The following is a 10000-nucleotide window of genomic DNA, read 5'->3' on the forward strand; positions in this document are numbered from 1 at the left end:
GGAAGCGGAGAAAGCCGCTATTTGCAGCCCGCCATGGGCTGAATCCCCACACACCCTAGAGCATCGTGCGGAAAAGCCTGCCCTGGGCCATCCGCATATAGGAAGAAGGGGCCGCGCAGATCGTCTGCGCGGCCCCTTCTTCATTCAGCATCGCGCAGCGCTTCAGGCGGCCTGCTTCCCAGCCTTGTAGCGTTCGATCGCTTCCAGGGTGATGCGCTTGGCGTCTTCCGCACCGCCCCAGGTGCCGATCCGCACCCACTTCTGCTTTTCCAGATCCTTGTAGTGGGTAAAGAAATGCTCGATCTGCTCCATCACGATGCCGGGCAGGTCGTCCTTTTCATCGACGTCGCTATAATAGGGAAAGGTCTTGTTGTCGGGAACGCAGACCAGCTTCTCGTCGCCGCCGGCCTCGTCTTCCAGGTTCAGCACCGCGATGGGACGGGCGCGCACCACCGAACCGGGCACGAAAGGCGAGCGGGCGATGACCAGCGCGTCCAGCGGATCGCCATCGGGCGACAGCGTATGCGGCACGAAGCCGTAATTGGCCGGATAGCGCATCGGCGTATGCAGGATGCGGTCCACGAACAGCGCGCCCGAAGCCTTGTCGAATTCATATTTGACAGGCTCGCCGCCCACCGGAACCTCGATGATGACATTCAGGCTGTTGGGCGGATCGTCGCCGACCGGGATCAGTTCGATATTCATGGACTATAAGCCTCTGTAAACGCGGTGGTCGTTGCGGGCGATTATGTTTTCGGTTTCAGCAGCCGGTCCAGGCTGCCTTCACCCTCTCCCATTTTTTCGAGGCGCGGATAGCGCAGGCCGCCGGAATAAGCGAGGCTCAAAGTGCGATAATATTTGTCCTGCTTAAGTATGATCTGGAGCGGCTTTCCGGACTTGATCGCCGCCTTGAACACGTCGCCCGAATATTCGTCGCCATTGATCGCGACGATCTTGGAACCAATCGCCAGCCCCGCCTTGAAGGCCGGGCTGTCCCAGACGACATTGCTGATCTCGCCGTCATTCTTGACGATCAGGCCGATGCCGAAGCTCTGGTCGGTGAACTTGCCAGACCCCTCGGCCGCCTTGGTGATGGCGCCCGGCGTATCGCCATAGACCAGCCTGTAGCCGCCCAGCGTGAAGCCGCCCTTAGGCGTCTCCTTCGTCGTGCCGTCGACATATTTCTGGAAGAATCCCGCCCAGTCATAGGGCGCGACCTGGTTCAGCGTCCTGATCACGTCGCCGCGATTATAGACGACCTGTCCCCAGTCGCCCGGATTGATGCCGAAGAACGCCCTGGCGAAATCGTCGAGGCCCTTGGCGCCGCTTGTCTGCTGGCGGATGATGGCGTCCGCCTCCAGCCAGATCATCAGCCCTTCATTATAATAATCCTCCGACCGCTGCCAGCTCGACCAGCCCTTGGGCCGCCGGGCGGAGATGATGGGATCATGGGTGGTGTCCTCCATCGGCCGCCATTCGCGTCCCCGCGCAGTGTCCAGCTTGGCCGCGATATGGGCATAGGCGTCCAGCGTCTCCTGCTTGGAGAACAGCCCGGACCGCGCGCCCAGGACATAGCCCCAGAATTGCGTCTGCCCTTCATAGACCCACAGCAGATTATCCTGCATCGGCACGTTGAAATCGGGCGTCCACAGCAGGTCAGGACGGCGGAACTTGCCGTCCCAGCTATGGGTGAATTCATGCGGCAGCAGGTTGCGGTCCAGCAGCGCGGCGCCATCGCCCCATTTCTTGAAATAGCCCGGCTCGACCTGATTTTCCGAAGAACGATGATGCTCCAGCCCGATGCCGCCCATCTCGTCGGTGATGGCGAACAGGAAGTCATAATGGTCGAAATGATAGGTGCCGAACAGCGCGCCCGCCTCATCGACCAGCTTCTTGTGCTTCGCGATCTGGTCCGGCTTGGCGTTCAGTTCGTCGGCATCGTCGGCGACGATGTTCAGCGTCACATCATGCCCCAGATCGACCGGCTTGAAATACAGTCCCGCGAAGACCGGCGAATCCTGCAACGCCTCATAATCGATCGTCTCATAGGCGACGGTAGGGCCCGTCTTCTTGCCGCGCAGCGCCGTCGCCGCCTGCCAGCCGTCGGGATAGGTCACGGTCGCCTGGATCGGGATCGCCCTCGTATAATAGCCCGCCGGATAGAGCGACACCGACTCCCACTGGATGTTCAGCATCTTGGGCGTGACGACGACGCGGCCCTGATTGGGCTGGGTGGCGGACAGGAACTGGAAGGACGCGACGACCTGCTTCACCCCCTGCGGCACGTCGATCACGAAGCCGAAGACGTTCAGCGGATCGCGCTTCCAGGCCAGCGGCTTGCCGTCGGCGGTGAAGGTCAGGCCGGTCAGCTTCTCGATCTGCCCCCGCGGTGCGTGATTGCCCGGCAGCCATTCCGGCATCAGCAGCGTCATCGGCCCGGCAGCGGCGACCGGAATGGTCTCCTTCACGCGGAAGATGCGCTGCACCGTGTCGGTGGCGTCGACCTCCAGCCTGATGGTGCCGCCGGGATAGGGGACATCCTTGGGGGTGGGCGCGGCATTGTCGACCGGCAGCGCGACGGGCCTGGACCGGATCGCGTCCTGCGCGATCAGCGGTCCCGAAATGGCCGTGGAAAGGAAAAGGGCGGCAGCAAGGCTGCGGATCATGAACATCTCCGAAAACGGGTGTGGCCGAACGACCGTATAACAACAGCATGGCGAGCCATTCCGCTCTCGTCCACCCCCAACTCTTCTTGGGATATTTTACGATAAAAAAGCGCGTTTCCTTGGCGCGTCTTTATCGTTAAAGGCGCTGCCCCATGGCGAAGATCGAAACCCCGCGCCCGGTGCGCGGCACGCAGGACATGCTGGGCGGCACGAACGAAGCGTTCCAGGAACGCTTCGCCCATGTCGTCGCGACCTTCGACCGGGTGCGCAGGCTCTACGGTTTCCAGCGGGTGGAGGTGCCCGTCTTCGAATCGACGGCGGTGTTCGCGCGGTCGCTGGGCGAAAGCACCGACGTCGTTTCCAAGGAAATGTACACCTTCGATGATCGCGGCGGCGACAGCATCACCCTGCGCCCGGAATTCACCGCAGGCATTTCCCGCGCCTACATCACCGAAGGCTGGCAGCAATATGCGCCGCTCAAGGTGGCGACCCACGGCCCGCTCTTCCGCTACGAGCGCCCGCAAAAGGGCCGCTTCCGCCAGTTCCACCAACTCGACGCCGAAATCATCGGCGCGGGCGAGCCGGGCGCGGACGTGGAACTGCTGGTGCTGGCCGACCAGTTGCTGCGCGAACTGGGCATATCGGAAGGCGTGACGCTCAACCTGAACACGCTGGGCGACGGGCCGAGCCGCGAAGCCTGGCGCGCCGCGCTGGTGGCGCATTTCGAGGCGCATCGCGACCAGCTTTCCGAAGAGAGTATCGACCGCCTGCACCGCAATCCGCTGCGCATCCTCGACAGCAAAGACCCGCGCGACCGTCCCGTGGCGGACAGCGCGCCGGACATCGACGCCTATCTCACCGACGAAGCGCGCAGCTTCTTCGAAAAGGTGACGGCAGGCCTCGACGCGGCGGGCGTGGCGTGGGAACGCAACGCCCGTCTGGTGCGCGGCCTGGATTATTATCGCCACACCGCGTTCGAATTCATCACCGACCGGCTCGGCGCGCAGGGCACGGTGCTGGGCGGCGGGCGCTATGACGGGCTGATCGAGAATCTCGGCGGCCCCTCCACCCCGGCGGTCGGCTGGGCGGCGGGGATCGAGCGGCTGGCGATGCTGGTGGATATGCCGGAACTTGAAAAGCCGACCGTGGCCATTGTTCCGGAGCGGCCAGAGCTGGAAGATGAGGCTGTCAGAATTGCCTCTCACCTGAGGCGCGCAGGTAAAATCGTCAGTATTGCATTTCGGGGAAATGCCAAACGGCGGATCGAACTAGCGAAAAAGGTTGAATCGGAAGCAATCCTTTTCGTTCGGGATGGTAATCGAAATCGGAACAGCCTCAATCTCACGCATATTTCGAGGGATTCGACAAAAGCCACTGAGTTACTGCTGAGCATTTTAGGCGCTTTGCCGCCAGAATACTCTGCAATATCTGGCCATGATGACCCAGACGCCGAAAATTCGTTGAGCCGCCATACCTAATGCACATCTCCGCCGAACGCATCGCGCAGATCGAAGCGCGCCGGGACGAGGTGCAGGCGTCGATGACGCGTGCCGACCTCGCGCCGGAGGAGTTCGTGCGGCTGTCCAAGGAATATGCGGAGATCGAGCCGGTGGCCAAGGCCGCCCATGAGGTCCGCCGCCTCCGCCAGGAACTGAGCGCGCTGGAATATATGGCGGGCGGCGAGGATGCGGATGCCGATCCGCTGATGCGCGAAATGGCGCAGGAAGAGATGCAACTGATCAAGAGCCGGTTGCCCGACGCCGAACGCGCCCTCGCGCTGCAATTGCTGCCCAGGGATGCCGCCGACGCCCGCCCGGCCATGCTGGAAATCCGCGCAGGCACCGGCGGCGACGAAGCCGCCCTGTTCGCGGGCGACCTGTTCCGCATGTATCAACGCTATGCCGACGCGCAGGGGTGGAAGATGGAACTCATCTCCGCCAACGCCTCCGAAGTCGGGGGTTACAAGGAAGTCGTCGCCAGCGTCACCGGCATCGGCGTCTTTGCGAAGCTGAAGTTCGAAAGCGGCGTCCACCGCGTCCAGCGCGTCCCCGTCACCGAAAGCGGCGGCCGCATCCACACCTCCGCCGCCACCGTCGCGGTGCTGCCGGAACCGGAGGAGGTCGACGTCCAGATCGCCGACAGCGACCTCAAGATCGACATCTACCGGGCGTCCGGCGCGGGCGGCCAGCATGTCAACACCACCGACTCCGCCGTGCGCATCACGCACTTGCCCAGCGGCATCGTCGTGACGCAGCAGGACGAACGATCCCAGCACAAGAACAAGGCGAAGGCGATGCAGGTGCTGCGCGCTCGCATCTACGAAGCGGAACGCGAACGCGCCCAGAGCGAACAGGCGGGCGCGCGCAAGGCGATGGTCGGCTCCGGTGACCGTTCCGAACGCATCCGCACCTATAATTTCCCGCAAGGCCGGGTGACGGACCACCGCATCAACCTGACCCTGCACCGCCTGCCCGAAATCCTGGAAGGACCGGGCCTCGCCGAAGTCATCGACGCGCTGGTGGCGGAGGACGAAGCCGCTCGCCTTGCCCAACTGGATGGCGTGGCGTGATGCCGTCGCCCTCTCAACACCATCCGTCATTCCCGCGTAGGCGGGAATCCATCTCCCATAAGTTGCGACTTGGTGCAGCGTCTGGAGATGGGTTCCCGCTTTCGCGGGAATGACAAATATGGGGGTCGCTCCAGCCTTGCGTCAGGCAACCACCCGCCTCACGTCCATCAGCGCGACCCCGCGCCTCGACGCGGAACTGCTCCTCGCCCATGCGCTGGGGATCGACCGCAACGAGCTGCTGATGCGCCAGCGCGACCTCAGCGTCCCGCCCGGCTTCGAAGCGCTGATCGACCGCCGCCTGACCGGCGAACCCATCGCCTATATAACCGGCGCGCGCGATTTCTGGACGATCAGCCTGCACGTCACGCCCGACGTCCTCATCCCCCGCCCGGACAGCGAGACGCTGATCGAGGCCGCCATCGACCATTTCGGCACGCGGAGTCCTGCCCGCATCCTCGACCTCGGCACCGGATCGGGCGCGCTGCTGCTCGCCGCGCTCAGCCAATGGCCGCGGGCGAGCGGCGCGGGCATAGACATTTCACCGGCGGCGCTGGCGGTCGCCCAGGGCAATGCCGATCGCCTGGGCCTCAGCCGACGCGCCGATTTCCGGACAGGCGACTGGGCGGAGGGAGTGGACGGCCCGTTCGACCTGATCCTGATCAATCCGCCCTATATCGCCCGCGATGCCGCGCTGTCGGGCGATGTCCTCCATGAACCCGAAGGCGCGCTTTTCGCGGGCGCGGAGGGGCTGGACGATTATCGGCGGATCGCGCCGATGCTGCCCCGGCTGCTGGCGCCGGACGGGATGGCCGCCATCGAAATCGGCTATGACCAGCGGATCGGCGTCACCGCCCTGCTTGCCGATCAAGCATTTAGCGTGGCGGTGCGCCGCGATCTCGCCGGTCATGACCGCTGCCTGGTCGCGACCCTGGCCCCATCCGCCTGACGCGACGAAGGATTTGCGGCCGCACAAGCTAAAATTGCTTGGTTTATGGCGGGGAAGCCACTACATGGAGCTTAGGGACGGCACTATCCTGAGGATCTGCCCCGTGGGGCCGCGACAAGGAAAGGCCGTTTTCCCGCTCCTTCAAAGTCACGACGGCGCTGCTGCGCAGGCGCCTCTGGCAGGTCAAGGGCATAGGCCGATCGCTCGGCCCCTGCCTGGCGGAGCCTTATCCGGCCTGATGGTCAGGCCGTGCTGAAGGATGCGACTGAACAGTGTTTTTCCGTGAATGATGGCAAAGTGAACGCAAGGATCAGCTCTTGATCAACAACAGGCAGGCCGGTCGCCGGAATCGCGGTCGGAACAACAATAATGGCCGGCCCAACGGTGGCAATCGGGGCGGCGGCGACAATGGCAACCGGATCGACAGTCGCGCACGCGGCAATGCGGCCCAGCTTCTTGAAAAATATAAGAATATGGCGCGCGATTCCCAGATGGCGGGCGATCGGGTCAATGCGGAATATTATCTGCAATTCGCCGACCATTATTTCCGCGTCTTGGCCGACAACCGCGCCCGGCAGGAGGAGCAGCAGCAGCGCTTCCGCCCCCGGGACGAGAATTTCGACGACAGTTTCGACGATTTCGACGCCGCCGACGAAGCGGGCGAGGACGCGCGCGCCGATCAGGCGACCGACCGCGGGCAGGATTTCGATCGCCGGCGGGACGAGCAGCGCGACTATCGCGAAGGTCGGAACGACCGCAACCGGCGGGACCGCAATGACCGCAACGAACGGCGCCGGGATCGTCCTTCGGTAGAGGAAGCTGCAGGCGAGGAAGTCGCGGAACATCGGCAGGCCGAAGCCGCGTCCGAGCCGGTTGCCGCCGTTCAGCCGGCCCCGGAAAGCCAGTCCGAGGCGGATGCCCCCCGCGCCCGCCGCGGTCGCCCGCGCAAGGCGGCGACGAAGGAGGAAGGGCAGGGCGGTCTGGACCTGGCCGTGCTGCCGCCGTCCATCGCGCGCGCCGACAATGATGCGGACGCCGCCGCCGAAGCGCCGCGCAAGCGGACCCGCCGCGCCCGGCCCGCTGCTGAAGCGGCCGAATAAGGCTCCGATCCTGCCCCGGAGCGGGCGGGAATAGGGCCGACGAAAGCAAAAAGGGAACGGCGCCGTCGCGCCGTTCCCTTTTTGCTTTCGTTCGGCCCTGCCGGATCAGGCGGGGGGCAGCGGACGCGGCCGATGATTTTCGTCCAGCGCGACGAAGGTGAACAGGCCGCTCGTCAGCCCCACCTCCCTTCCCTGCCGTCCCCGCGTCGCGACCACGTCGATCCGGATGGCGACCGACGTCCGCCCCCGCCGCTCCTCATGGGCATAGACCGACACGATGTCGCCCAACAGGATCGGGGCGATGAAGGTCATGCTCTCTATCGCCACCGTGGCGACCGGCCCCTGTGCGATCCGGGCGGCGATGATGCCGCCGGCGATATCCATCTGGCTCAACACCCATCCGCCGAAAATATGCCCGTTGCTGTTGATGTCCGCCATGCGCGGCATCACGCGCAACACCACTTCGCCCCTTTGGTCAGTCATTGTCGGGAACCTCGTCTTTCATGCGGTCGATGATCTGTTCGTCATGTCCCGTTCCGCTGGACAGAAATGCCAGGGCCATCAGGCCCGTCCCCAGCATGAACGTCAACCAGACGCCCAATATCGTCGCGATGACCATGTGGATCGGCATCGGCCCCGCCCACCAGCGCAGAAAGAGCAGCGCCGCCCCCACGCATAGCGCGCCGGTCAGCGCCATCCACGCCATGATGCGGCGGAACCGCCGCCACGCGACCCTGGCTATCTCCGGATCGTCAAGAGCTTGTCTGCGCGTCATCCCTTTCCTTTGGGCCGTGAAAGTGGGATCATCAAGGGACTGAGGCATTTAGTCGACAGGCAGGGAGACGGACCATGACGATCGCGGCGATTTTGCAACGCAAGGGACAGGATGTCGTCCAGGTGCAATCGAGCGACACGGTGCTGTCCGTGGTGCGGTTGCTGGCCCAGCGGCGGATCGGCTGCGTGCCGGTGGTGGACGACGGCGAGGTAGTGGGAATCTTCTCCGAACGCGACCTGGCCTATCGCGTGGCGCAGGAAGGCGCGGCGGTGCTGGACCGCCCGGTGGGGGAGATCATGACGGCCCCGGCCATCACCACGGACGACCGGACGCCTGTCAACCATTGCCTGTCGCTGATGACGAAACGGCGCATCCGGCACCTGCCCGTCGTGGTCGACGGCGCGCTGGTGGGGCTGGTGTCGATAGGCGATCTGGTGAAGTTCCGCATAGATTCGATAGAATCCGAAGCAGCCGCCTTGCGCGATTATATCCAGACGGCCTGATCCGTCTCAGGCCGGCGCCTCCACCGGCGGCGCCCGCCGCGTTACCAGCGCCACCAGTTCCATAAGCGTCCCCCGCGCGCACAGCATCAGCGCGGCCAGAAAGGCCAGCCCGCCCGCCGGCACCAATATCCCCAGCCGAATCGGCGCGGCGAGAGGCGGCAGGAGGCGGTCGACTGCCATCACCGCCGCCGCCATCAACAGCGAACAACCAAGCCCCGGCGCCGCTGCCCGCGCCAGGTCGATCAGCCGCAAGCCCATGGGCGCGCCCGCCAGCCGGGCAGTGATCAGCGTGAGGATCGGAAAAGCAAAAAGCCATGCCCAGGCCAGCCCGATCGCCCCGAATCGAATCCCGATGAGGAAGGCGGCCGGCATCAGCACCGCGCCTACTGCCGCGACCCGCGCCGTCGTCCCCGGCCGGCCCAGCGCATTGCTGACCGGCGCGAACATCACCTGCAACGTCATGAACGGCATGGAGAGCGCCAGGATCGCGACGAAGGGCGCCATGTCCCGCCACTTGGCGCCGAACAGCGTCTCCACCAGCGGCCCCGCCGTCACCGCCATCCCCAAATAGACGGGGCAGCTGATCAGCAGCAGCAGCCGCACCGCCTTGCAGAAGGACCAGGCGATTCGCGACGGATCCTTCTGCATCCGCGCATAGGCTGGGAAGGCCACGTCGTTCAGCGGCGGGATGAACTTGCTGACGAAGATCTGCGTCAGGAACAGGGCCTCGGCATAAAGGCCCAGTTGATGCGGCTCCAGCACGCGCCCGCCGATGAAGATGTCGGCCTGGCTCTGCACGATCCAGAACAACTGCCCGCCCAGCAGCGATGCGCCATAGGCCACCATCGCCCCGGTCCCGCGAAAATCGAAGCTGGGAATGGGCATGAACCCGGTCGCCAGCACATAGCCGATCCCCTTGACCCAGAATCCCGCGATCGGCGCGAACACCAATGTCCACACGCCCCAGCCCAACAGCGCCCCCGTCAGCGCCACCGCCGCCGAAGCCACCGCCGCGATCAGGTTGACCAGCGCGGGCCGCCGGAAATCCATCGCCCGCCCCATGATCGCTTCGGGAATCGAGATGAAGGGCGTGGACAGATAGAGCAGCGCCTGCACCCGCAGCAGGTCCGCAACCATGGGCTGCTCATAATAGGCCGCAGCCAGCGGCGCGACCGCAAGCTGCGCCAGGGCGAGCCCGCCGTTCAGCAGCAGCATGATGCCGAACGCCTGCCGCAGCTTGTGCGTCTCGACCGTCTCCGACTGCACCAGCGCGCTCACCAGCCCATAGCCGTTGAGGAAGGTCGCGAAGTTCAGGATCACCTGCGTCATCGCGAACAGGCCGTAATCGGCGGGATCGAGCAGCCGAATCACCGCCAATGTCACGACCCAGCTCAGCATCTGCGCCACGATCTGGCTGCCCGATCGCCAGAGGATCGCGCTC

10 protein-coding genes (1 of these 10 cut by a window edge) are annotated in these 10000 nt (G+C 64.8%); 5 read left to right on the top strand and 5 right to left on the bottom strand.

The features are described 5' to 3' along the window. Positions 1-162 precede the first annotated feature (162 nt). Both ppa and L286_RS42675 read right to left on the bottom strand, forming a co-directional pair. Entirely contained in the window at positions 163-705 is a 543-nt protein-coding gene (gene ppa, locus L286_RS42670; RefSeq protein ID WP_007689259.1) for an inorganic diphosphatase, read from the bottom strand. Between the two features lie 41 nt (positions 706-746). Continuing rightward, entirely contained in the window at positions 747-2666 is a 1920-nt protein-coding gene (locus L286_RS42675) for a M61 family metallopeptidase (RefSeq protein ID WP_025160794.1), read from the bottom strand. 152 nt (positions 2667-2818) lie between these two features. On the opposite strand from L286_RS42675, the gene hisS reads away from it, so the two are divergent. The 4 genes from hisS (at position 2819) to L286_RS42695 (ending at position 7281) form a co-directional block, all read left to right on the top strand. Next, a complete protein-coding gene (hisS, locus tag L286_RS42680) occupies positions 2819-4144 on the top strand; it encodes a histidine--tRNA ligase (protein WP_020820671.1) in 1326 nt (441 codons plus the stop codon). Then, positions 4144-5235, top strand: a complete 1092-nt coding sequence (prfA, locus tag L286_RS42685; RefSeq protein WP_020820672.1) for a peptide chain release factor 1 — start codon at positions 4144-4146, stop codon at positions 5233-5235. Before hisS ends, prfA begins: the two co-directional genes overlap by 1 nt. Positions 5236-5353: 118 nt before the next feature. Next, a complete protein-coding gene (gene prmC, locus L286_RS42690) occupies positions 5354-6181 on the top strand; it encodes a peptide chain release factor N(5)-glutamine methyltransferase (protein ID WP_025160793.1) in 828 nt (275 codons plus the stop codon). 317 nt (positions 6182-6498) lie between these two features. Further along, positions 6499-7281 (top strand): DUF4167 domain-containing protein, encoded by a 783-nt coding sequence (locus tag L286_RS42695; protein WP_021223910.1) that lies wholly within the window; start codon positions 6499-6501, stop codon positions 7279-7281. Between the two features lie 105 nt (positions 7282-7386). Here L286_RS42695 and L286_RS42700 read toward each other — a convergent pair whose 3' ends face one another. Together L286_RS42700 and L286_RS42705 are read right to left on the bottom strand one after the other, a co-directional pair. Then, positions 7387-7764: an acyl-CoA thioesterase gene (locus tag L286_RS42700; RefSeq protein ID WP_007689246.1), complete on the bottom strand. Its 378-nt coding sequence runs from the start codon at positions 7762-7764 to the stop codon at positions 7387-7389. Next, the gene (locus L286_RS42705) at positions 7757-8056 is read right to left on the bottom strand and encodes a hypothetical protein (protein ID WP_007689240.1); all 300 of its coding nucleotides are present in this window, start codon (positions 8054-8056) and stop codon (positions 7757-7759) included. Before L286_RS42705 ends, L286_RS42700 begins: the two co-directional genes overlap by 8 nt. Before the next feature lie 74 nt (positions 8057-8130). Between L286_RS42705 and L286_RS42710 the strand changes: the two genes are divergently transcribed. After that, positions 8131-8559: a CBS domain-containing protein gene (locus L286_RS42710; RefSeq protein WP_007689239.1), complete on the top strand. Its 429-nt coding sequence runs from the start codon at positions 8131-8133 to the stop codon at positions 8557-8559. Positions 8560-8565: 6 nt separating this feature from the next. Here L286_RS42710 and L286_RS42715 read toward each other — a convergent pair whose 3' ends face one another. Beyond that, positions 8566-10000 carry the 3' portion of a lipopolysaccharide biosynthesis protein gene (locus L286_RS42715; protein WP_025161030.1) on the bottom strand. Its footprint extends 53 nt past the window's final position, so the window shows 1435 of its 1488 coding nt (coding positions 54-1488); its start codon lies beyond the right edge, outside the window; the stop codon is at positions 8566-8568.

It is taken from the genome of Sphingobium sp. HDIP04, from assembly GCF_000445085.1.
Classification (GTDB): domain Bacteria; phylum Pseudomonadota; class Alphaproteobacteria; order Sphingomonadales; family Sphingomonadaceae; genus Sphingobium; species Sphingobium indicum.